Origin of the sequence: Bacillus cereus group sp. MYBK139-1 (genome assembly GCF_051916915.1) — a bacterium.
GTDB classification, from domain to species: Bacteria; Bacillota; Bacilli; order Bacillales; family Bacillaceae_G; genus Bacillus_A; species Bacillus_A pacificus.
Genome location: NZ_JBQAHO010000001.1, coordinates 710,838 through 735,279, shown reverse-complemented (window position 1 = coordinate 735,279; position 24,442 = coordinate 710,838). Strand labels below are relative to the sequence as shown.

Here is a 24,442-nt window from a genome sequence, read left to right as displayed (position 1 = left end):
AAATTACTTACTCCACTGCAATCACTCCTTCAAAATACGATATTCAATATTTCCTTTGAAAAATCCTTCTTAAAGTAACGTGATCGCTAGTTTAAGAACATTTTTTCACAATCCCTATCATTATTTTAACATAAATTTTCCATTTATCTTGTAAAAAAGATAGTCCACCATTATTTGAGTGAACTATCTAAAGTAAATTATATCTTTTAAATCAAATGGTTTGTCAGGAATCCCCAATCGTTGCGCTGGTGTTTTTACTATTTTCTTTTTCTCTTCCTTTGCAATTTAACTATATATAAGTGTTTAAACACTGTAATAACAGTAAAAAAGGATGCTAAATCATATGTGATTTAGCATCCCTAATTTGTGTGTTATTTTATATTTTCTCTCCTATAACGGAACCAGTTACTTTTAAAAGTGGATTCTTTTATTTCCTTTCACTTAATTTCTTTGCATAATTCTTCATTTTACTCGTTAATCCTATTAAAGCAGGTAACAATATTGGCATCACAATAATAGCTAATAGTAACAGCGCAACACCAACAACGGATGCTACTTGTATAAGCGTTAATACACCTGAAGGGATTAATGCAGCAAATGTACCTCCTAAAATAAGTGCTGCTGATAATACGACTCCTCCAATATGACGAGAAGCAGTTACAATTTTCGTCGCTGGGTCCCCTTCTAACTCATTGTATCTCATCATTACAAAAATACTATAATCCACTCCTAAAGCGACTATCATTATGAAACTAAAGAACGGAACATTCCAGCTTAATGAATCTACATGTAAAACATGCGTACTAATTTGTTCACTTATCCCTAATGATGCAAAGTACGCTAATAGTAACGATCCAATAATAAAGATGGTATTTAATAATGAACGTGTAATCATCATTAATACAATCGCAATTCCAATTAACATAATTGTAGCTGTACGTAAGAAGTCTTGCCCTGTTACTTCTTTTAAATCAACGTTTCTAGCTGTCGTTCCTCCAATTGCTGTTTTCGCATGATTTAATTCCGTCCCCTTCAAAGTAGCATCTATCGTTTTATTGATTTCTTGAATAACTGGCATCGCTTCTTTTGAATACGGATTTACGTCTAAAATGATTGTCATTTTAGCAGTCTTTCTATCATGTGACATGTACGTATTCAAAGCTTTTTGGAAATCTTCTCCCTCCAAAACTTCTTTTGGAATATAGAATTTCTCAGAGCTTTTTGATTCATTTAGTTCCCCTAAATATTTCTGAGCATCCCCTAGGCCGTTACTTACCTTTTCAAGGCCTTCTGTACTTTTAGATAGTCCTGATTGTAATTGCCCCATCTGTTCTTGCAAGTCTTTCAGTCCGGTAAATAGCTGGCCTTGCCCATCGTTTATTTTCGTTAATCCGGTTTGTAATTCAGATGACTTGTTCGCAATTTGTTTTGAACCTGAAGCACCTTCATTTAATCCATTCTTAAGATCAGCTGCTCCTTTTTGTAACTTAGTAACTCCGTTGCTCATTTCTTTTAAGCCATTATCCACTTTCAATAACGATTGATTGGCTTCTTTAAATGATCCCATCGCCGCATTGTGTTGCGTTGCTAATTGATTTAATTCATTTGAAAGCCCACCCAATTGCTTTTGAGCCTCTTTAGCAATTCCTATCGTCTGCAGAATGTTAGGATCATTTGCTAATTCTGGTTTCGTTTGGATGAAATTGGTCATTAACATTTCAATTTGTTCATAACCTTTCTTCGCACCGTCAATCGCTTGAGAAATACTTCCGAAGTATTGATCGTAAGAACTTAAACCTTTTTCTAACTGCGTATAGCCAGCATGAAGTTGTGAAGCTGCATGAGATAATATACTTATATTTTCATTTACTGAAGTTAACCCACTCTCAATTTGCTGCGCACCTTTTGCTCCATCATTTATGCCATTAGATAGTTGATTTAAAGCTGTTCCTAATGCCGATACACCATTCTTCGCTTCATTTGTTCCATCAATTAACTTTTGAACGTTTGCAAGACTATTTGAGTCCTTATTACCCATCTTATCTTTCGCAGTAGTTAATCCATCATTAATTTCCTTTATACCACCATTGGCATCCCCTAAACCTGTATTTAGTTCACCCGCTTGTTTATTTATATATAGTTCTTTAACCCTATCACCAGTTGGACGTGTCGGCGCATATACTTCTGAAACACCTTTCACTTTCAAAATCTTATCAGTTAGTTCATCTAAAGTTTGAAGCGAACTCGCCTCATCTAACTTGTTATTCGATTGAATGACTAACGTACTTGGTGAAGAAAAACCAGGTGGAAAATGTTCTTCTATTACATTAATCCCCATTTTCGACTCATATTTATTGTCTACTTCAAATAAATCATTGTAATTAAGTGTATTAGAATACTTTAATACGAAAGGAATCGATATCACAAATACAATAATTAAAGCTACAAATGGTCTTACTACTGCGTTTTTCGCAAAGAATCCCCATAGACGACTGTCTTCATGACCTTTAAATGTTTTAACGGGATAAAACATCCCTTTTCCTAAAAACACCATGAAAAACGGATTTAACGTAGTTAATACTAGTAATAAAACTGCGACACCGATTGCTACCGCTGAAGTAGATTGATATAATTTAAAACTTGCTAAAGCAAGAGATGCAAAACCAATTAGTACTGCTATCCCGCTATATAAAACGGTTTTCCCTGCCGATTTAAATGTTTCTTTCGTAGCCAAAAATGCGTTTTCTTGTTTACTTAATTCTTCTTTAAATCTTGTAAATAATAAAATATTATAGTCTGTTCCAACCCCAAACAGGACAACAACGACAAACACTTGCGTAAAGTTAGAAAACGGAAAATTAAATTGATCTACTAAATGGGCAATAATCCCCATTGAAACTAAATATGATACCCCAACAGTAAGAAGAGAAACAATTGGAACAATAGGTGAACGGAATACAATGATTAATATTACAAGAATGAAAATAATTGAAATAACTTCAGTCTTTTTCACTCCCTCTTGAGAGGATGTAAGAAAATCACCCGCGATTAAGTCACTTCCTGTTAAGTACGTTGTTACCTCTTTCGTTTTCACTTTATTATGAAGATTATTTGTAACTTTCGATATTTCACCATGCTTTTTATCTATCGATATTTGCGTTAAAATAGTCGTATTATCTTTAGAAACTAATTGTTTCTCTAAATCTTTATTATCTAAATGTGAAACAATTTCTTTAATTCCTAATTGTTCTTTTTCATTTTGCAAAACGTTGATTGTTTTTGTTATTTCCTCTTTTTGTTCAGTCGTTAAAGCTGTTTTACTACCACTATTAAAAACTGCTATAATCTCATACTTTTCTGTCCCGTCTTTATTCATTTCTTTTATCATTTTGTCAGCAATACTACTTTGTTCTGTATTAGGAATCGTAATGTGCCCTTTTTCTTTCACTAATTTATCCATATTAGGCATCGTAACGATCATTGTAATGGTAATAACTATCCACAATAGAAAAGATAAACTTCTCCAATTTTTCAGCTTGCTCATTTGCATCATCTCCCGCGATTAAAATTTCATGTTAGTTTCGGAATGAATATTCATTCCCATCTTTTTAAAATACCATTCCGGAATGAACATTCATTCCTATTACTCTATTACATTGTTTTATAAACTCTATTAAACTACTTTTTCGGAATGAATGTTCATTCCTTTAGTTACACAAATACCCTCTCCTACTCTCATTTTTTAATTCTATTCAGGAATGAATATTCATTCCTGTCCTTATAAAGCTATAGAATCAAATGATTCTTATAGCGTTCCAAGAGCTTTCTTCCAATTCTTTTACTAATTCTTTTGAGTACTCTAATTGCCCTGTTGCAATTACTTTAATTAATTTTTCTAACGGTTGATATACAATAATAATTAAAGCAACTGGAGGTAACGGACGGAGTAAGCCTTTTACAATCCCATCTTCTATAATATTCATAAAGAAGCCTATAAAATCGTCAAATATTTTCTTACTCTGCTCGTCAAGAAAATAACTATCGCAGTGAGAATTTGTAAATAAAAAAGCATCCACATTGTTTCTCGCAAATTCAAATAAACGGTTATACGTATGACTAAACTGTTCACGAATATTTGCTTCAACAGGAAAATCTGTTTTTATCATTTCAGAAAGCTCTAACATACTTTTTGAAAATAATGAGTTAACAAGTGCCTCTTTATTTTCAAAATAGCGATAAATAGTCCCCGCACCGACTTTTGCCTTTTCAGCGATCATTGGAATTGTCGTACCATCGTAACCACGCTCTGCAAAAAGTTGCATCGCAGCATCAAAAATATCCTCTTGTTTGTTTTTAGCCATTTTTTCCACCTCTATTTTCAGGAATGAAAATTCATTCCGTTTTTAATTATAAATTACAGGGAATAAAAGTCAAGTGTGTGACTACGTATAGTTGTAATTTTATTCACTTATTTGTGAATAAAATTATATCAGCGATTTTCAGGATATATCAACTTACCGACAAAAACCGACACCCAAAGAGAAAGCTGTCCCAAAATTTGATTTGGGACAGCCCTATTTTTTAAAAGAAATCATAAATAAATGCTTCTCGTACCGGAACTATTTTCTCAAACGCTCGTATTTCCTCTTCGCTTCCGTTAATTAATTCAAGTTCATTTAGTTCTAATGGGCGTTTGTATCCAAGCAATATTGTAGATAGTGCATTTATATCTAGCTTGATCCCTTTATCCATTGGTTCTTCTATAATTGTTATTTCATAATTTGCAAGTCTCACCGATACATTATTCCACGGTGCAAATGAATCTGTAATATGTAAAATTATTTCTTGTTGTATATTGTTCCAGTTTAACTCATACTGTTTTAAGAACTGCTCTACATCTACAATTCTTCCCATAAAATATGGTTTTATTTCTGTTTTCACACGTGGTTCTTGCAATGTATATAACAACTGTTCGTTTTCACTTACTGTCATTTCAAGTTCTTTAATCATAGAATCATGTTGGCAAATAAAGTTCCATAGACCATTTCGTGCTTCATTATGCAGTGGTACGAATTCTTCTACAGTCATTTTAGATTTTTCTATTTTATATAACATGTAACCTGCTGCAGTTTTATTTTCATCGTAGTAAATTGCTAATGTTAAATCATCATAAACTGCTTGTAACCACCATTTTTCATTGCGAACTAGCATACCAGAAAAACGTTCTGCAAATGTTTCATAAAGCTTCTCGACTTCTTCTGAGTGATTTTCTTTATTGAAACGTTTCACAGTACCATTCACTTGTTTTTTCACAACTAAATCACTCTTTGTCATATGACATACAAGAAGATTCGCACAAAGTTCCCAGCCATATTTACGGTAAAATGCAACAGCAAATGGATGTAACATCGATACTGTATATCCGTCTTTTTTCATCGTTTGAAGTGAATGTTGAAGTAATTCTTTCACATATCCGCTTCTTCTATACTCTGGATACGTTGCTACCCCTGCAACGCCACCCATTTTAAATGTTTCTTTTCCTATGTATATATGAAACGGAATAAGGTGTAGTTTTGCCGCTAAGTCATTACCTTCCATAATACCGTACACTTCATGACTTTCCTTCATTCTTGTAAGTTGCCGCTGCAATCGATCCTCTTCAACTTTATATTGAAAAGCGTATTCTGATAAGCGTAATGCTTCTCTAAATTTATCTTCCTTTAATCGTATAACGTTCATATATTCCTCCCCTTCCTTTGTTTGAATTGTACCATAATTCTAAACGTTATAGTTCGGTGAATGAAATTATACTAGCTTACTAACAAACATCCAATATGAAAAAGCAGATACATCTCGTATCTGCTTCTCATCACTTTATTTAGCTAACTTTTGAAGTTCTTCGAAGAATGTAGGGTATGATACACCAACTGCTTCTGCATCTTCAATTGTTGTTTTTCCTTCTGCAATACATCCCGCAATCGCAAGCATCATTCCGATACGGTGATCACCATAGCTATTAACTGTATTACCTTTTAGAGCTGATTTCCCGTAAATAATCATCCCGTCGTCAGTTGCCTCTATGCGAGCACCAAGTTTTGTTAATTCCGCTACAACTGTATCAATACGGTTTGTTTCTTTTACTTTTAATTCGTGTGCATCTTTAATTACTGTAATTCCTTCTGCTTGCGTTGCCGCTAAAGCGATAACAGGAATTTCATCAATTAATCTAGGGATAATATCTCCGCCGATTTCGATTCCTTTTAATGAAGATGTTTCAATTGTAATGTTTGCAGCTGGTTCTGATGCTCCTTCGTTAATTGGCTCTACAGTGAACGTAGCACCCATTTTCTCTAAAACATCAATAATACCTGTACGAGTTGGATTCATTCCTACATTTTGTAATACTAGTTTACTATTTGGAATAATTGCACCTGCTACTAAGAAAAATGCAGCTGATGATACGTCACCTGGTACTTGAACATCTGTCGCTGTTAACTTTTGTCCACCTGCTAGTTTCACTGTCTTTCCTTCGCGAGTTACTTTAACGCCAAATGCTTCGAGCATTCTTTCCGTATGATCGCGTGAAATATGTGGTTCTGTAACAGCTGTTACACCTTCTGCACGAAGTCCTGCAAGTAAAATAGCTGACTTTACTTGTGCGCTTGCTACCGGCGAAGTGTATTCAATTGCTTTTAAATCTCCACCACGTATTGTTAGCGGTGTAAACGTTCCTTCTTCGCGCCCATCAATGTTCGCACCCATTTGTTTTAATGGATTTGTTACACGTTTCATCGGTCTTTTTGCAATAGATGCATCACCTTGTACGCAAGAGAAAAATGGTGTATTTGCCAAAATTCCTGACATTAAACGTATAGTTGTACCCGAATTACCAACATCTAATACAGCTTTCGGTTCTTGTAAACCTTCTAATCCTTTACCAACTACAGTGACTTCATCACCGTTTTGCACGATGTCTACTCCCATTTCTTTAAAACAAGAAATTGTACTTAAACAATCTGCACCGGGCAAGAAACCTTTAATTGTTGTTTTTCCTTCTGCAATCGCACCGAACATGACAGCACGGTGCGAAATCGATTTATCTCCTGGAATTGTAATGTTGCCATTTAATCCGTTATTAACAGGTTGAATTGTTCTTTCCTTCACGTTTTCACCTTCTCATTTAAATTGTTTCATAAGTTTGGTATTTTTCTTCTCCAAGCGCGAGTTTTGCTTGCATACGATCTTCTTCTCGTTGGAAGCTAATACGTAATACTCCAAGTAATCCTTCACGCGCTTCTAATATTTGCAAGTTCGTAATACTAATTTCCTCGCGAGCCAAAATACTCGTAATATGGGCCAATGCCCCTACTTTATCTAAAACATCGACGTATAAGTCGTGATAGGCAGGAATCGCCCCTCTCTTTCTTACCGGTAAAGAGTCACGGTATTCTTTCGCGTCTGCAAAATAGTTTTGAATCTCGCCTGCATCTCCGGTCGAAACTGTATCATATAAATCTTCCATTTCAGAGATCCACTCTTTTAATAATAACATTAAATGCTCACGATTTTGCTTAACAATATCACTCCACATTTTCGGACTACTAGATGCGATACGTGTAATGTCTTTGAAACCTCCAGCAGCTAGCTGATGAATAAGTGGATTATCTCCTGCATGTTTCTCTACTTGCTTTACTAATCCAGCTGCAATAAGATGCGGGAAATGACTTACAATTCCTGTTACATAATCGTGTTCTTCTGTGTTTAAAACAAGGAAATGTGACCCTGTTCCTTTTAACCAATCTTTCAACTCTTCCACATCTTCATTGGGCACGTGATGCATCGGTGTTAAAATGTAAAATGCATTTTCAAATAAATGCGCTTTTGCACTTTCAACGCCCGTTTTATGAGAACCTGCCATCGGATGTCCACCAATGAAAGAAATTTCCTTTGAAAACAAAGCTTCCGCTTCATTCATAATTGTTCCTTTTGTGCTACCAACATCAGTCACAATAACATCTTTTCGTAAACGAAATGACGCTAATTTGTGTAATAACTTCTTCGTTTCTTCAACTGGTGAAGCAAAAACAATTAAATGTGCTTCTTCACATGCATGTTGTAAATCTACTGCTATTTCATCTACTACGTGTAATTCTTTTGCACGCTCTACTTGTTCTTGAAATATATCATAACCTGTTATCGTTACATCGTGCTCTTTCTTAATTGCTAATGCGAGAGAGCCTCCGATTAAACCAGTTCCAATTAATACTACCTGTTTACGCATTTGCCTCATCTCGAGACTTTCTTTTTTTATTTTCAAAGTGTTGTTGTAACACCGAAATCACTCCTTCATTTTGCTCCCTTGTTCCGACTGTAATACGGACACCATTCGGGAATGGACGAATAATAAATCCTGCGTGTGCACAAGCTTCATAAATCTCTCCAGCATTCTCAACTGGTAAGAAGATGAAATTTGTTTGCGATGGATAAAATGGAATATCATTTTCCTTACAAAAGCTCTCGTATTGTTGTAATCCTTCTGTATTCACACGAACTACTTCTTCAATAAACTCGTCATCACCAAAAGCAATCGTCGCTGCTTTTTGCGCTAATGAAGATACGTTAAATGGCAAACGTACGACATTTAATTTCTCAATTAGCTCTTCCTGTCCAATCGCATATCCAACGCGGAAGGAAGCTAATCCGTACGCTTTAGAAAATGTTCTAAGCACAAGAATATTTTTATGCTTTTCTAAAAGCGGTAATGTCTCTGGGAAATCTTTTGCTGTTACGTATTCATAGTACGCTTCATCAATGACAATTAACGTATTTTCACTAATACCTTCAATGAATTGAGTCAATTTTCGGTCATTCACATATGTGCCTGTCGGGTTATTTGGATTACAAATCCATACGATTTTCGTATTATTATCTACCGCTGACGAAATTTCGTCTAAATCGTATACACCGTTATTTAATGGAACTTCTTTCACTTCACAACCTTCAATAATTGCATGATGACGGTACTGCGGGAATGTTGCCCCAGCCGTTACGATTTTATCTCCTGCTTTAAGTACTGCACGGCTTATGATTTGAATGACTTCATCTAAACCACTACCGCAAAGTACTTGTTCCATTTGTACATGTAGCTTATTTGCAATTGTTTGACGGAGCGTTGTAGCACCTCCGTCAGGGTATAAAGCATGGTCCAACCACGATTTTTGCAACTCATCTAAAACACGTGGTGAGCAGCCGAATGGATTTTCATTCGATGCTAGTTTCACAAATGAATGATCTCCGTACACTTCTTTCATTTGTTCAGGTGATTTACCTGGTTTATATGGTTGTAATGATGATAGTTGATCTTTTACTTGCATGTTAAAACCACCTTTTTATTAAAATTCTTTTGCGTATTTATTATGTTGCGTAATGTTTTGTTGAATTAACTCCATACGATCTTTTCCGAATTGTTCGACTAGTGCATGTGCAAGTTCCCATGCTACAACAGATTCAGCTACTACACCTGCTGCTGGTACTGCACAGCTATCAGATCTTTCAATACTCGCTTGGAATGCTTCTTTCGTATCAATATCAACACTTGCTAACGGTTTGTATAATGTAGGTATTGGTTTCATTACACCTCTTACGACAATTGGCATTCCCGTTGTCATACCGCCTTCTAAACCACCGGCATTATTCGTTTTTCTCGTGTATCCTTGTTCTTCATCCCATAAAATTTCATCATGCACTTTACTTCCTGGCTGTCTTGCTGCTTCAAAACCAACGCCAATTTCAGCACCTTTAAATGCATTAATACTCATAATTGCACCAGCAAGTTTTGCATCTAATTTACGATCGTAATGAACGTAACTACCAACGCCAATCGGCATTCCTTCTGCAATGACTTCTACAATGCCCCCAATTGAATCTCCGCTACTTTTTGCATGATCAATCGCATCCATCATCTCTTGTTCTACTTCTTTATCTAAACATCGAACTGGTGAGTTTTCAGTAATTGTTTGAATTTCTTCAATTGACAAGTTAGAAATATGTTTTGCTTTTACTCCACCAATTTCAAGTACATGCCCTGCAATTTCTACGCCTAATTCTTTTAAAATTTGTTTCGCAACTGCTCCAGCTGCAACCCTTACTGTCGTTTCTCTTGCAGACGAGCGCTCTAGTACGTTTCTTATATCACGGTGACCGTATTTAATTGCTCCATTTAAATCCGCATGTCCTGGACGTGGCTTCGTAATTGTACGTTTCATGTCTTTACTTTCTTTTTCCGAAATTGGCTCTGCACCCATTACTTTTGTCCAATGTTTGAAATCATCATTTTTTACGATTAACGTAATTGGTGAGCCAAGTGTCATCCCATGACGAACACCACTTACAATTTCAACTGTATCCGTTTCAATTTGCATACGTCTTCCGCGTCCGTGCCCTTTTTGCCTTCTTAATAATTCTTTATTTATATGTTCCGCTGCCAGCGTTAAACCTGCTGGTACACCTTCTAAAATAACTGTTAACTGCGGTCCATGTGATTCTCCAGCTGTAATGTATCTCATTTCTCTTGCCCCTTTACTATTTTTTTGTACAAAAAAGTCCCTACTGAGCGCTCAGTAGGGACGATGTTTATCGCGGTACCACCCTAGTTGTAGACTTCTTTCGTCTACCTCTCTTCTTTAACGATCGTAAGACCGTCTTTTCCTCCAAAATTTGGCGAAAAAGATGCTCCAAGGCTGTAATTCATGCTTACCTTTGTACTGATTCACACCGACCATCAGCTCTCTTTAACAGGGAGATAAGCACTACTGTTTCCTCTTCAGCGCATATATGATATGGAATTAAGATAATTTATTTTTGAATCCTTTTAACTCTTCCATGAATTTATGGAATTCTGGAATATCCATTTGTTGTGCAGAATCTGATAATGCAACTGCTGGGTCTGGGTGTACTTCAGCCATTACTGCATCTGCGCCAATTGCAAGTGCTGCTTTTGCTGTTGGTAATAATAAATCTCTACGTCCAGTTGAATGCGTTACGTCAACAACAACTGGTAAATGTGTTTCTTTCTTTAAAATCGGTACTGCTGAAATGTCTAATGTGTTACGTGTCGCTCTTTCGTATGTGCGGATACCGCGCTCACAAAGAATAATTTGGTCGTTACCTTGTGCAATGATGTATTCCGCTGCATTAATGAACTCATCAATTGTTGCTGCTAATCCACGTTTTAATAATACTGGCTTGTTAACTTTACCTACAGCTCGTAGTAAATCGAAGTTTTGCATGTTACGTGCACCAACTTGAATTACATCAACGTAGTCTAATGCCATTTCAACATCGTTCGGATTTAAAATTTCACTAATAATCGCTAAGTCGAACTCATCTGCTACTTGGCGTAAGATTTGTAATCCTTCTACTCCTAAACCTTGGAAATCGTATGGAGATGTTCTCGGTTTGAAAGCACCACCGCGCATTAATTTTAAGCCTTGGTCTTTCATCGCTTGCCCTACTTGGCGAACTTGCTCTAAGCTTTCTACCGCACAAGGTCCCATAATGAACGTTTGTGTTCCGTTACCAATCAATTCACCTTTTACGTCAACAATTGTGTTTTCTTGTTTCTTTTTACGTGATACTAGTAATGCTTTACGGTTATCATCTTCTTGTAATTCTAAGCTAGCTTTGAAGATTGTTTTGAAAATATGTTGAACCGTTGATGTTTCGAATGGTCCTTCGTTATTCTCTGCGATCATATCAAGTACTTCACGCTCACGTACTGGATCAAAACGTTTCGTACCTTGTACTTGCTTTTGCTCCCCAATTTTTTGAACGATTTCACCACGTTTGTTTAAAAGGTGTAATAGTTGTAAGTTAATTTCATCTACCTGTTTACGTAATTGATCTAATTCATGATTTGCCATTTGGAAATCCTCCTCTAATGTTTTAAAAGTTATAGTAAGAGAATGAAAAATTCTCTATTTTCTGAACTGGTCAATTATACAAATTTAAAGTGGAATCGATCCCTCTTCTTATTTTAAACTAATAATTAGTACAAAGACACTATCTACTAGTTAAAAACCCACTTTTTTGTACAAAAAATCCCTACTGATTCAATCAGTAGGGACGATATTTATCGCGGTACCACCCTAGTTGTAGACTTCTTTCGTCTACCTCTCTTCATTGTTAACGATCTTCTGACCGTCTTTCCCTTCATAAAGACAATGCTATCTTTACTACGAAAAAGATGCTCTAGGACTGTAATTTGCTCTTGTTTTTGTACTGGTTCACACCAACCACCAGCTCTCTGTTACAGGGAAACAACAACTACTGCTTTTCCTTTCAACGCATGCATATTTAATTTTCAAGTTGGGCCACTAAAATACAAAAAGTCCCTACTGAATAAATCAGTAGGGACGATATTTATCGCGGTACCACCCTAGTTGCAGACTAAATTTCTGTCTACCTCTCTTCACTGTTAACGATCAATTGACCGCTTTTTCTTCATAAAGACAATACTACTATCTTTACTACGAAAAAGATGCTCCAAGACTGTAATTCATGATTATCCCTGTACTGGTTCACACCAACCACCAGCTCTCTGTTACAGTAAGACTAACCACTACTGTGATCTCTTCATTGCACTTTGTTTATTCAAATGTTTTTTGAAATTGAATAAGTATGATTCGTATTATAGAACGCTTTTCAAAACACTGTCAACAACTTTTTATATATTTTTTAAAATTCCACTTTCGCCTTACATTTCTTCTTGTAAATTCTCCATAACAATTCCGATGCGAATTATCTCATTATCTATTGCATTTATTACACATTTTTCTACTTTATACCCGATTAAAAATTCTTTTATTTGAATGATTTCCGTTTCAAGTAAATCCGCTTCCTGAAGCGTTTGCAGTAAAGTAAAAAATACGTTTGCATACAACTCTTTATACATTTTTATACTCTCTGTCTTCTCAAGTATTTCATTGAATAACTGTTTTAACTCCGTTTGATTTCCCTTTCCACCTACGTCCGAAAATGATTTACAAATTATCGATAACCCTCTTTCTACTATTTCATCCATAAATAAAATAATACGTAAAAGCATTACATATTCTCTAGCTGTGATTTCACCCATTTTCGGTCGTTCTCGCAAAAATATACTGAGCCAAGCTGCCCAAAATTTTTGTTGCTCTTTTGCGCTTAACGTTTTGACGTAATAGCATAAAAACTGCATAAACTTAATTTTATTTTCTTCATTTTCTCGTATAAGTAAAGGGTATAACCAGTCTGTTTTTTGTTCCCAATACAGTACACATTTAATAAATACAAAACTGAGCCATTTTAAGAAAGCTTCCCTCGTATGCGGATGTAATACTTCTAAATGTTCTACTGCATACTTAATAAATCGCTTCATTTCTGTAAATAAAGGTAAATTTATTTGCGTGTAACATAAGCCGGCCCATGCATATTTCGTAATCTCATTTTCCTTCTTTAACTCTAAGTACGGTAACAAATATTTTCGGCACCATTGTTTCTCAATATGATAAAGAAATGTAATATCCGCTACTAAACGCGCTAACATAAAATTTGTCCGTTCTGTACTAATTCTTACTTGTTCTTCAAATAAAAATAAATATTCATACACATTACGATCGTATAAATGATCATATGATAACAGTTTTAATAATACAGCTGTCATTTTCCCAACAGGATGCTGAATCGATTCATTGTAAAAATCTTGTTTTCCAAGCTTAAAATCCGTGTCACTTTTCATTACTTGAGGGAATACTGAAAAAGCAAACCGTTTTACATTGCGTATACTATTTTCCTCTAACTCTTCTAACCGATTGCTAATTTCATATAGAAAGCTACTAATTAACCAATGAAATGCAGTATTTCTAACGAATTTCTGCAACAGAGGAATAACTTTTTGTATTTGTTCATTTGTCAGTCCTCGGTTATTTCGCCACTCTCTAATACAAACAAACCAAACTTCATTACTTATTTCGTGCATACCTACTAATTGATAAGCAAATGAAATACTCCATTCTGTATTCAATTTACATGCTTTCGATAACATCTCTAAAAAATGACGTTGTTCAAACACACCATCTTGAGAGAATTGGCGAACTTGTTTCATAATTTCTTCATCTTTCAGCTGTAATAATCCATCAGCAGTTACATTACAAGTAATACTTTGTTCTGTCGTCTCTCTCTTTTTTACACTGTATCGATCAGAATGAAAGTGTGGATGTTTTTGCTTCATTAACTCATAACCTTTTGCTGTAGATGGACTATTTGAATCACACGTGAATAATAAATCTAACAGTAAACAAACATCAAATGCCCTCTCCTCTGCAAGGTTCTTTAATACAATTTGAATGACTTCTTCCTTTGTTTTTTCTAAAGAGAGTGCGTAATGATTTTTTATAAGTTGAAAAACTTCTTGTTTATACGTGACATCTAAAAGAATTTCTTCCTGTAACAACCATTTCATCTTCTCATCGGCGCTTACGAATATATTTTTATTCATCGCATCAATGGCAATTCGATTTTGAAGTATGCTGCTTGCTTCTATCATTTCAGTAATATAATAATTTGCTTTTTTCTCATTATTTTCACATAAATAGGCTAAACACTCTTTTACAATTTGAATTAAAAACGCAAGATCATTTTGCTGAAACTCTTTTTCCACATTTTCCTTATCCCTTTTTTTCAGTGCCGTTTGCCTTAGTGATAACATCCGCAACTTCTCTATTCCCATCATCATAATTGGAACGGCGTAATAAGAAATATGCGGTTTCATCTTTTCATTCCAAATTTTCTCCACATAAGAAAATGTAGACACGGGTAAACGACTCGACTCCTCAAGTTCTATTGATTCTTGCGTATTATCATTTCCCCACTTTCTTTCACGCTTCAATTTAAGTTTTCCGTCCAAAATAAACGTTAATAACAATAAAGCGATTTCTTTATGCTCAGGAAAAGAACATTTTTGCAGTAAGTAAGAAATTGTTTCGATCGATTTACTATCTTTTTCAGCTGTTTCTAATAAAAGCAGTGTCCACCGTGCAAACAACAATGGGTCCATCTCAATTTTCGTCTCACTTAAGTAACTACAAATTGTTCTCCATAATAACGGAGATAGTTTAGATTGATTTTTAAAAATTAATTGAAATAATTCTTTTTGGTGACTAAAAAGAAATTGTTCCACTAACCATTTTGCAAGTAATTCATCTACCTCGTTATAGTTTGATGTAATTAAAAATAAATTTTGTAATTTCCCTTCCGCTTCAAGCCATTCCACCCACTCATAATCATGAGCAAATTCAACGAAGTAGCGGACTGTTTCAATTTTTTTAATGGATTGTTTTATGTATGATAATTGTTCCTGCTCTACAGAAGGTGGAACTGTTACTATGTCACGAATGCGCATTCGTTTTGTAATATAATTATCACCCATTAACTCCGCCCATCGTTTTACTGCTTTAACGAGAGACTGATGATTATTACCTTTATTTGGATATACAATCGGCCGTATTCCTAAATGCTCCCAATGATATGTATTTTCTCCTTGTGCGACAAATGCATAACGCCTTGTACTTGGTGGTAAACCAGTTGCTAAATATTTCATTACTGGATCATTATGGCTATATCCAACGAACAAAACGGTATAATTCGAGAATAAATCAACTAAAAATCTTCTCGCCCATCCTTCCGTCAAGTAAGCCCTTCCAAAATCACCATCTGTTAAAATTAATGCTTCTTTCTCTTGTTCTATATTGCCATGTATGTAAGCGAGTCCTCTAAACGCTCTACCTGTAGGTAACGCAGGTGCGTAATATACGTTTAATTCTCTATTCATTTCTTTTATCGCAGTTGTAAAATGTCGATCAAAATTTGTCGTTACAATACGAACTTCCGTGTCTAAAGGAAACAACCTAGGAATTGCATAATGAAGCGGATTCGGTTTTGACTTTTCTATATGAACTAGATCTCTTGCAACTTGATGTACATCTTTTGATTTCGCAATTTTACCAAGATAATAATCATGTGGTTCTGTTATTTCACGTTTTTCTACATATAACGTTTTCGCAATTTCATCAACAAGATCATCAAAATTCGGTAAGTTTGATTTCCCTTTCATAGAAACTCCCGCTCCAACAAATAATACTAACTTTCCTTGTTCAAGATGATCAATTAACTCGTCTGGAATTTCTACTTCTGAAGTAATCCACACCCAGGATTCCCCCTTACCTAAAAATGTCATATACTCTCATTTTACTATAACATTTTTTCTTTGTTTTTTTAATATTTAGACAAAGATTAAACATGAAAAAGTTTTATATAAATATATTCGTTACAATGTATGAACTCCTAAATTTATTGTAAAACTATGTATAAATCGGAGGTGTAAATATTGAATGGTTTTACTGTAGTGCTTATCAAGTTTATATCGTGCATTATCGCATTTAGTATTGGACTCGCTTTATTTTTCCCTGCAACGTTCGTCCAAATTATTTCATTTAGTCTCTTTGTAACAATCGTATCTTATATGTTCGTTGATAAAATCATATTAAATCGAATCGGCAATACTGGTGCCATTATGTCGGATTTCTTACTAACATATTTAAGCGTATGGATTTTCGGTAATATTTTATTAGACAACTATATGCAAATTGCATGGGGAAGCATCCTTTCCGCAATTGTCTTTACATTATCTGAAGTAATCGTTCATCGTTTCTCTGGCTCTCACACAAGGCACCACAACGATAATATTCGTATTAATCGCCGCTTCGCATATGGTACGGAGTTTGCTGAAGAGCAGAATATATTGGATAAAGATAAGAAGAAGTAATATTTTGATGTAGGAGCGCCCTTTTTAATTATGTGGTGCTCCTTTTTTGTGTTTTCATTATGGTACGTGAAATTATATCAACGTTTATTTCAATATATCGACGTTTCGACAAAAAATATCGACTTACCGACACTATTTGACATGATTTCCTCTAATAAAGTGAAACTTTAATCAGTGGGGGTTTTCTTCATCCCCCACTGATTATTAGTTGAACCAATCGGACTTTTATGGGCAGCCCGCCCCCCACCTAACTTCTTTGCTTTCGCTGCATTTTGAGGTGGGGGTCTTACTGCCCATTAACGTCGGATAAAAAACTGCCTCTTATTTAGAGACAGTTTCTTTCAAATCTTTTAATGTAATGACATCAGCAAACGCTCCAAACACTACGTTATGATGCTTCACAATGTCTTCAGCACGTAACACCTCTGTATCAAACGTACTATGTGCATCGCTCACTAACGTTACTTTATACCCTTCACTAAACGCCCTGCGAGTTGTCGTATCCACACAATACTGTGTTTGCATTCCTGAAATGATAACATGATCGATTCCATTGTCTTGCAATACTTCTTTTAGGTCCGTCTTGTGGAATGAATCTGGGGTCGTTTTTTCAACAACACAATCCCCTTCTAGTGGAGCGATTGCCTTATGAATCTTCCACCCCTCTGTACCCTTTTCTAACGGATGATCTTTCGGTCCATTATGTTGCACATAAATTACCGGAATATCATTTGAACGGCATTCTCCAATAAGCTCTTGCAATATTTCTAAAAACTTTTCCCCATTATGTACTGGCATTCCTGCTGTATACATACCTGCTTGCACATCGATTACGATTAATGCTTTTTTCATTTCGCGCAGCTCCCTTTGTTTATATTCCATCATCCAACAATCTTCTAATACCCCTTCATGCAGTTCATGTTCTTTTAAAACCTTTACCTTTTTAAATCCACATTTTTCATAACACTTTATTGCACGTTCATTATTTACTTTCGGGTCCATTGCAATGGCTTCTGCTCCCGTGTTCTCCATAATATATGTAATTGCTGTCTGAACGAGTTTCGTTCCAATGCCTTTTCCCCAATAAGTCGGTTCTCCAATAAATTGATCCATTCCCCATACATGTTGCGATTCTTCATAGCCATATAATGTTTTCCACTCCGAATCAACTGGATACATTTGAATATAACCAATTGGCACATCATCAAACTCTATTAAACATCTTTTTTCATGACTGTTTGGATTATGTATGAAATGATCCAGTACCATATCTACTGATTGGGGATTATCTCGTCCTTCGTAATATTGCAGGACTTCTGGTTCTGTTAACCATTTTGAAATGATTGGTGCATCCTCTTCTTTTACGTACCGAACCGATACATTATCTTTTTGAAATAGCATATAATACCTCTTTTTAATTATTTATATTTTTCCTTTTTGTGAAATCTTTCATTGCACCTATTAATGCGTATGGTAACAATGTAATCGCAAAAAATGCTGTAAACACATTAAATTGAGGGATTTTATATGGCGTGAACCATTCTGTGAAAAATTGAGAATTTAATACTCTATTAAAAAATTCTCCGCCAGGTCTAAAGTTTGGTGCCCATGCAGTTACTTCACAAATAATAAACAGTAATTGTAAAATTATAAATGCCCCTAGATAGCGAAACCATGTCCGTTTCCAAATCGGCTGCGCCCTATTTAATTTACCTTCCATTTAACCCCCACCTTTTTTATTTGCATCCTTATTAATTATACACTTTCTACGTTTAATTTGTTAAAATTTTCTATATAATCATTCATGCTGGGGGAATTCACTATGTCTAATCCTATACATAAATCAACATTAATCATTCTTAGAGGAAACTCCGCAAGTGGTAAAACAACAATCGCAAAGCAACTACAAGAATATTTCGGACAAGGGACACTTTTAGTATCACAAGATGTTGTACGTAGAGATATGCTTAGAGTACACGATACGATGGGGAATTTATCACATGATTTACTATGTGAAATTACAAAGTATGGAAAAGGAAAATGTGAACTTGTTATTTTAGAAGGTATTTTAAACAGTCGAAGATATGGTGATATGCTGAAAGAATTAATACATTTTTTTGAAGGAAACGCGTATACATATTACTTTGATTTATCGTTAAAAGAAACGATTCGACGACATAACACAAGGGAAAAAAGGCATGAATTTGGTGAGGATTCCCTAGAAAAATGGTATAATCCGCACGATACAATTGAAGTTGCTAGGGAAACTATTTTTACAGATCACTTCACGCAAAAAGATATATTTGATGTGATTCTTAATGATATTATGGTACGAAAATAAGACCTACAAAATATGTCGGTCTTATTTTCATTATGTTATATTCTAGATTTATTATAAAATTTTCACTTTAACAGTTTGTCTTCCCCAATTCATAGCTTTACTTTTTGAGCCCATTAAAACATCAATGCGATTACCTTTAATTGCACTTCCGGTATCTCCAGCGATTGCTTCTCCATAACCTTCTACCCATACTTTAGATCCTAAAGGAATTACTTTCGGGTCAACTGCGATAATTCTCATATTCGGATTAGCCGTTAAATCATGCCCCATCGCAGTTAAAACGCGTCCACCATATGTACCATTTTCACTTGGATCAGCAGTATATGCTGTCGCCACCACTGTTAATTCACGTTTAGCGGACTGCGTGTTATTTTTAGACTCTTCTTTTGCCTTTATTGCTTCTCGGGCTTTTGCTTCTTCCTTGGCCTTAGCTATTTCTCGTGCTTTCGCCTCTTCCTTAGCTTTGGCTATTTCTTGGGCTTTTGCTTCTTCTTTAGCCTTTGCTATTTCTCGTGCTTTCTCTTCTTCTTTAGCCTTCGCTATTTCTCGTGCTTTCTCTTCTTCTTTAGCCTTCGCTATTTCTTGGGCTTTTGCTTCTTCTTTAGCCTTTGCTATTTCTTGTACTTTCTCTTCTTCCTTAGGCTTTACCACTTCTTGTACTTTCTCTTCTTCCTTAGGTTTTGCTTCTTCTTGTACTTTTGCTTCTTCCTTAGGTTTTGCTTCTTCTTGTACTTTCTCTTCTTCCTTAGGCTTTACTACTTCTTGTACTTTCTCTTCTTCCTTAGGTTTAATTGTTTCTTTTGCCTTTGTTACCTTCTGTGTTTTAGCTTCTTCCTTAGCTTTAACCATTTTTTGCACTTTCGCTACTTGCTTCGTTTTCTCGTCAGCCTTTTTTTCAACTGGTGCTGTACTAGATAAGAAAGAAACATTTACATAAGCTGTTTTTCCTTTATACTCAAATTGTAGCCATCCATCTTTTACTTGGTTCGTTGATTCAATTACATCATCTTTTTTCAGTCTGCCAAGAATTTTTGATTCTGTGTTTGCTTCCGTACGAACATTTAATAAATTTGCTGTTACATGGTAAATATCTTTTGTAAACTCCGAGCTTACAAATACTTCTTTACCATTCAACTCAATTTTTGACCAGCCATCTTCAGTATTGATGACTTTTAATTCTTGCCCATTTTTTACCTTTTCGACTACTTTTGATTCCGTAGTCGGTTTTTCACGTACGTTGAGTACATCTGCTGTTACGATTGTTTCTGCGGTAGCAGTTGTAGTAAATGCTCCCAATCCGAAAACAGTTGCTGTTGCTGCGCCAATTACTTTTTTCATATGAGCCTCCATTATATTTTTTTGAATTCTATCAAATGCTTCCATAAATTCATGGAAGTATTTGCAACAATATATTAGTACCACTTAATATACTGCTATTAAAACTCCTTACTCCAATACTATCAAATTCTTATTTCTAATTCTATATATTATAAGTTTCCTTATCTTCTAAAAACGTTTCATGTCCGTCTTCACACTAAATAGTTGTCGCAATTCCCACCAAAATAAACTTACGATTGCTAAAAATTGAGTAGCGACTATAGCCCCCTCATGATCTTTCACACTACATTCGCTCGGTTTTTGCAAAAAGTTCATTTTACATAAATAAACTGGTTTCACGAAGAAGAACCGAAGATTTTTTATGAAGTACTATACTAATGAACTACATAACTATTTCTATTACTATTACACGTAAACAAAATGACTATTTTACTTTAATAGAACTCACTTTATTAAAGCTGAAAGGATGATATTGATGGCATGTGTCCATGATTTTGGAATAATTGATGATTTTACTTCTCGAAAAAATTACGAGGATTATACACCAGAGAAATATCATTGTATTTCTGTTGATGATGATATTATCAGTAGTTTAAATCAAAATTTATCAATTATGAAAACCTACTTCCATACAGTCAAAAATCAGGAATACGGTTTAGTCTATTACGGTATTACAATTATCCCACCTGAATCATTAGCAATATTCTATGAAACAGTTACATCTTCAAAGTTCTTCAAAAGTTCTGATGAGCTGAATGAGTTAGCTTTAAAAATTGTACAAGCTACAGCAGAACAAAAGTACATGATTCATTATGGGGTTTAAATGTAATACAAAAAAACTCTTAGGATTTCTCCTAAGAGTTTTTTGTATAGTACTAATAAATTTATTCATTAGTCATTTAGTCAACGCTTGAACCTATACCCTCATCTTTTACAAGTGAGGGCGCTCCTATTAATCTAAATAAGCGTCTCCTTCCCAAGCTTCCAACTAAACCATCTCCCATGCCCTTCTGTTTCTCCGACTGTTTCACGATATTCGTTTCCGTTAATATAATAATCAATATGAAGATCCCGGTCCCACATGTTGTTATATAAGTGGAATACATCACGTTTTGCACCTATTTCTTGGATTTGTTTTTCCAGCTTACGTTTTATTTGTTCAGGTATTTGATTTGCGACATGTGTATGAAAAATGCAGATAACAGCGTCGCTACTTATTTGTTCAATAATAGATGGTAATAGCTCTACACCGTCTCCTTCTATTAATTGAACAGATTTATTTTTTACTAAAGATGCAGCTTGGTCAAACAGTTCAAGCCTTTCTTTATGTTCTGGCCAAATGAGTGCACGTAGCCATAAATAATCTTCATCACTATGTAAATCATTTACATGTAAATCTAGTCCGATTCTTTCTACGACAGGTGGACTTTCTTTTAATAAATGAGGCACATTCTCTCCTCTTATTTCAGAAGTTACATGTACATTCGAATTTATATTTCCGTATGTTTCATCTGTACCGTACGAATAGCTATATTGGTCCCAAAATAGTTGTAATCCAGAACTTGTCCCAATTTCTATTAACGCTAACGGTTTATTCACTTTGCTAAATATGTAACTGAAACTTGGATATAAGTACGCACATCTTCTTACTTCATTCGTTTGAACAAGTTTCGTTTGTAATAAAGTAATGATTTCCTCTCTGTATATTTTACAGAAATCTTTAAAATGAGCAAAAGCTTGATCTAAATCTGTATTAGCATTTTCAACTAAGCTACTATAGTACGTTTTTAAATGATGTTCTTTCCCTGCTAATAATAAATAATGTACTGCACCTAATAATAAGTTTGGGACTGGTTGACCTGCTTGAGCGTAGGAAGATAGTGTAAGTACTTCCTCATCTTCAGCAATTTTCATTGATAAATATTCATATAAGTCACTTGACCCTTTACATTCCTTTATTGAAAAATTTCGAAATAAGTTTGCGATTTGTTCTTGTGTACGCATGTGTATCCCTCCTTTTAATATTCAGAATAACCATACAATAATTAGAGCAAAAAGTCCCATAAAAAGGTACTCGATTTAGTCACTTAAGGATATGTAAGCTTTTTCGAGATAATTTCAAACTGTAATTTTTTTCTATTTATCACCTTAAAAGAGCTTGTTAAATAAGATTTTTGGCGAATAAAACGTTAAATAGTTTAAAATTATCAGATAACACTAGATATTTTAGTCTATTAATTATTATAATAGAGTATGAGATGGTTATATAATTGAGACAAAAAAGGTAAATACCTAGGTGGGGCCTAGGCGGTGTTTCTCTTTTACGGCTTAGACATAGAAAACACCTACTCTTTTTTGCCAATATAGGGGATGGAGAGATTATCATGAGCAACATGCAGCAAAAAACAGACGTTATCTTAATTGGTGCAGGAATTATGAGTGCAACGTTGGGCTCATTACTAAAAGAATTAGCACCTGAATGGGAAATTAAAGTTTTTGAAAAACTTGCAAGTGCCGGGGAAGAAAGCTCTAACGAATGGAATAATGCAGGTACAGGGCATTCTGCACTATGCGAACTGAACTATACTTCCGAAAAATCTGACGGATCTATAGATATTAGTAAGGCTGTAAAAGTGAATGAGCAATTCCAGCTTTCAAGACAATTTTGGGCATATCTTGTAAAAAGCAAATTAATTCGTAATCCACAAGATTTCATTATGCCTCTACCTCATATGAGTTTAGTACAAGGTGAAAAAAATGTTCAGTTTCTAAAAAACCGTTTTGAAGCGCTTTCAAAAAATCCACTGTTTCAAGGAATGGAATTTTCCGATGCTCCTGAAACATTAAAAAAATGGCTTCCACTCATTATGGAAGGTCGTACATCTAATGAACCGATGGCTGCAACGAAGATTGACTCTGGAACTGATGTTAACTTCGGTGCATTAACACGTATGCTGTTTGATTACTTAAAAACGAAAGATGTCGAGCTAAACTACAAACATAGTGTCGAAAATATTAAACGCACGAAGAATGGTTTGTGGGAAGTAAAAGTACACGATATGAATAGTGGTAAAATCGAGCATCATACTGCAAAATTCGTCTTTATCGGCGGCGGCGGCGGTAGTCTACCTCTACTACAAAAGACTGGTATTCCTGAATCAAAACATATCGGTGGATTCCCAGTAAGTGGACTATTTATGGTATGTAAAAACCAAAAAGTTGTAGAGCAACATCATGCAAAAGTATACGGTAAAGCTAAAGTTGGCGCTCCGCCAATGTCTGTACCTCACCTTGATACGAGATATATAGACAATAAAAAAGCTTTACTATTTGGACCGTTCGCAGGGTTCTCTCCTAAGTTCTTAAAAACTGGATCAAACCTTGACTTAATCGGTTCTGTAAAACCGAATAACGTCTTAACGATGTTAGCTGCTGGTGTAAAAGAAATGGGATTAACAAAATACTTAATTCAGCAAGTTATGTTATCACATGAAAAACGTATGGAAGAATTACGCGAATTCATTCCGAACGCAAAAAGTGAAGATTGGGATGTTGTAGTTGCTGGTCAACGTGTACAAGTAATTAAAGATACTGACGCTGGCGGTAAAGGAACACTTCAATTCGGTACTGAAGTTGTTAGTGCGGCTGATGGATCAATCGCGGCGTTACTAGGTGCATCACCGGGTGCTTCTACTGCCGTTCATGTTATGCTTGAAGTATTAGAAAAATGTTTCCCAAGCCGAATGGTAGAATGGGAAGGAAAAATAAAAGAAATGATTCCTTCTTACGGCATTTCACTAACTGAAAATCCAAGATTGTTCCAAGACCTTCACACTTCTACAGGTCGTACGCTTGGATTAAATGAAAAAGAAACGGTTCATAATTAATGAAGAAATAAAAACGTC

At 35.1% G+C, this 24,442-nt stretch carries 17 protein-coding genes, 1 pseudogene and 3 other annotated features; of the genes and pseudogenes, 4 read left to right on the top strand and 14 right to left on the bottom strand.

Features of this window, described 5'->3' with window-relative positions; translation table 11 throughout:
• Positions 1-427: 427 nt before the first annotated feature.
• The 9 genes from ACTFRS_RS03630 to ACTFRS_RS03590 all read right to left on the bottom strand — a co-directional run bounded on the left by ACTFRS_RS03630 (position 428) and on the right by ACTFRS_RS03590 (position 16,270).
• Positions 428-3,544, bottom strand: coding sequence for an MMPL family transporter (locus tag ACTFRS_RS03630; RefSeq protein WP_440024228.1), 3,117 nt, complete (start codon positions 3,542-3,544; stop codon positions 428-430).
• Positions 3,545-3,794: 250 nt separating this feature from the next.
• Positions 3,795-4,361, bottom strand: a complete 567-nt coding sequence (locus ACTFRS_RS03625) for a TetR/AcrR family transcriptional regulator (protein ID WP_139865924.1) — start codon at positions 4,359-4,361, stop codon at positions 3,795-3,797.
• A gap of 220 nt (positions 4,362-4,581) precedes the next feature.
• Positions 4,582-5,739 (bottom strand): GNAT family N-acetyltransferase, encoded by a 1,158-nt coding sequence (locus ACTFRS_RS03620; RefSeq protein ID WP_440024230.1) that lies wholly within the window; start codon positions 5,737-5,739, stop codon positions 4,582-4,584.
• 135 nt (positions 5,740-5,874) lie between these two features.
• The gene (gene aroA / locus ACTFRS_RS03615; protein WP_000664609.1) at positions 5,875-7,164 is read right to left on the bottom strand and encodes a 3-phosphoshikimate 1-carboxyvinyltransferase; all 1,290 of its coding nucleotides are present in this window, start codon (positions 7,162-7,164) and stop codon (positions 5,875-5,877) included.
• A gap of 16 nt (positions 7,165-7,180) precedes the next feature.
• Positions 7,181-8,281 (bottom strand): prephenate dehydrogenase, encoded by a 1,101-nt coding sequence (gene tyrA / locus ACTFRS_RS03610; protein ID WP_139865926.1) that lies wholly within the window; start codon positions 8,279-8,281, stop codon positions 7,181-7,183.
• Positions 8,274-9,374: a histidinol-phosphate transaminase gene (hisC, locus tag ACTFRS_RS03605; RefSeq protein ID WP_139865927.1), complete on the bottom strand. Its 1,101-nt coding sequence runs from the start codon at positions 9,372-9,374 to the stop codon at positions 8,274-8,276. Before hisC ends, tyrA begins: the two co-directional genes overlap by 8 nt.
• An 18-nt stretch (positions 9,375-9,392) precedes the next feature.
• Positions 9,393-10,565 (bottom strand): chorismate synthase, encoded by a 1,173-nt coding sequence (aroC, locus tag ACTFRS_RS03600; protein WP_029438735.1) that lies wholly within the window; start codon positions 10,563-10,565, stop codon positions 9,393-9,395.
• Between the two features lie 53 nt (positions 10,566-10,618).
• Positions 10,619-10,835, bottom strand: a binding site (T-box leader).
• 9 nt (positions 10,836-10,844) lie between these two features.
• The gene (locus ACTFRS_RS03595) at positions 10,845-11,921 is read right to left on the bottom strand and encodes a bifunctional 3-deoxy-7-phosphoheptulonate synthase/chorismate mutase (RefSeq protein WP_001273581.1); all 1,077 of its coding nucleotides are present in this window, start codon (positions 11,919-11,921) and stop codon (positions 10,845-10,847) included.
• Positions 11,922-12,116: 195 nt separating this feature from the next.
• Positions 12,117-12,352 (bottom strand) — a binding site (T-box leader).
• A 54-nt stretch (positions 12,353-12,406) separates the two neighbouring features.
• Positions 12,407-12,646, bottom strand: a binding site (T-box leader).
• Between the two features lie 108 nt (positions 12,647-12,754).
• Positions 12,755-16,270, bottom strand: a complete 3,516-nt coding sequence (locus ACTFRS_RS03590) for a DUF4020 domain-containing protein (protein WP_440024233.1) — start codon at positions 16,268-16,270, stop codon at positions 12,755-12,757.
• A gap of 150 nt (positions 16,271-16,420) precedes the next feature.
• On the opposite strand from ACTFRS_RS03590, the gene ACTFRS_RS03585 reads away from it, so the two are divergent.
• Positions 16,421-16,858, top strand: a complete 438-nt coding sequence (locus tag ACTFRS_RS03585; RefSeq protein WP_076870606.1) for a YndM family protein — start codon at positions 16,421-16,423, stop codon at positions 16,856-16,858.
• 321 nt (positions 16,859-17,179) lie between these two features.
• Here ACTFRS_RS03585 and ACTFRS_RS03580 read toward each other — a convergent pair whose 3' ends face one another.
• The 3 genes and pseudogenes from ACTFRS_RS03580 to ACTFRS_RS03570 all read right to left on the bottom strand — a co-directional run bounded on the left by ACTFRS_RS03580 (position 17,180) and on the right by ACTFRS_RS03570 (position 18,578).
• Complete coding sequence (locus ACTFRS_RS03580) at positions 17,180-17,710, bottom strand: cysteine hydrolase family protein (protein WP_440024612.1); 531 nt, start codon at positions 17,708-17,710, stop codon at positions 17,180-17,182.
• Between the two features lie 15 nt (positions 17,711-17,725).
• A pseudogene (locus ACTFRS_RS03575) lies at positions 17,726-18,259 on the bottom strand (GNAT family N-acetyltransferase); the annotation flags it as partial.
• A gap of 13 nt (positions 18,260-18,272) precedes the next feature.
• Complete coding sequence (locus ACTFRS_RS03570) at positions 18,273-18,578, bottom strand: YfzA family protein (RefSeq protein WP_000398605.1); 306 nt, start codon at positions 18,576-18,578, stop codon at positions 18,273-18,275.
• A 102-nt stretch (positions 18,579-18,680) separates the two neighbouring features.
• Here ACTFRS_RS03570 and ACTFRS_RS03565 point away from each other — a divergent pair, with 102 nt between their 5' ends.
• Positions 18,681-19,199 (top strand): kinase, encoded by a 519-nt coding sequence (locus tag ACTFRS_RS03565; RefSeq protein WP_016717791.1) that lies wholly within the window; start codon positions 18,681-18,683, stop codon positions 19,197-19,199.
• Between the two features lie 51 nt (positions 19,200-19,250).
• Here ACTFRS_RS03565 and entB read toward each other — a convergent pair whose 3' ends face one another.
• Positions 19,251-20,537 carry a cell wall-binding protein EntB gene (entB, locus tag ACTFRS_RS03560; protein WP_440024235.1) on the bottom strand — a complete coding sequence of 429 codons (1,287 nt, stop codon included), beginning with the start codon at positions 20,535-20,537 and terminating at the stop codon, positions 19,251-19,253.
• 475 nt (positions 20,538-21,012) lie between these two features.
• Between entB and ACTFRS_RS03555 the strand changes: the two genes are divergently transcribed.
• Entirely contained in the window at positions 21,013-21,360 is a 348-nt protein-coding gene (locus tag ACTFRS_RS03555; RefSeq protein ID WP_098922141.1) for a short-chain dehydrogenase, read from the top strand.
• A 134-nt stretch (positions 21,361-21,494) separates the two neighbouring features.
• Here ACTFRS_RS03555 and ACTFRS_RS03550 read toward each other — a convergent pair whose 3' ends face one another.
• Positions 21,495-22,541 (bottom strand): DUF2332 domain-containing protein, encoded by a 1,047-nt coding sequence (locus tag ACTFRS_RS03550; protein ID WP_440024237.1) that lies wholly within the window; start codon positions 22,539-22,541, stop codon positions 21,495-21,497.
• A 380-nt stretch (positions 22,542-22,921) separates the two neighbouring features.
• Between ACTFRS_RS03550 and ACTFRS_RS03545 the strand changes: the two genes are divergently transcribed.
• Positions 22,922-24,424 carry a malate:quinone oxidoreductase gene (locus ACTFRS_RS03545; RefSeq protein ID WP_139865936.1) on the top strand — a complete coding sequence of 501 codons (1,503 nt, stop codon included), beginning with the start codon at positions 22,922-22,924 and terminating at the stop codon, positions 24,422-24,424.
• The last annotated feature ends 18 nt before the right edge of the window (positions 24,425-24,442 follow it).